The 228-nt window shown below is 65.8% G+C and carries 1 pseudogene; it reads right to left on the bottom strand.

From position 1 onward, the window contains the following. Positions 1–228: pseudogene (locus tag AOA62_RS07020) on the bottom strand (sugar ABC transporter substrate-binding protein); the annotation flags it as partial.

Here is a 228-nt window from a genome sequence, read left to right as displayed (position 1 = left end):
CCCTACACCGTCGCGCCAGCCCAGTTGCAGCACATCAAACAACGCCCGGGCACCCAGGCCGCCGGCCTTGAGCGGCGCTTGCTGGCCTGCTTGCAAGGTCGCCATCTGGCCGCTCAGGTCGCGCACCTGAACCGTGCCCTTGAGCACCGAGACCAGACAACCGGACGCCAGTTGCCGTATGCACACGTCAGCGTGACTGACGAGCAATTGGCCGTAGCGGGTTTGCAC

The sequence above is a fragment of the Pseudomonas sp. 2995-3 genome, assembly GCF_002742565.1.
GTDB lineage: Bacteria > Pseudomonadota > Gammaproteobacteria > Pseudomonadales > Pseudomonadaceae > Aquipseudomonas > Aquipseudomonas edaphica.
The sequence above is the reverse complement of the archived record's forward strand: the minus strand, read 5'-3'. Positions and strand labels throughout refer to the sequence as shown.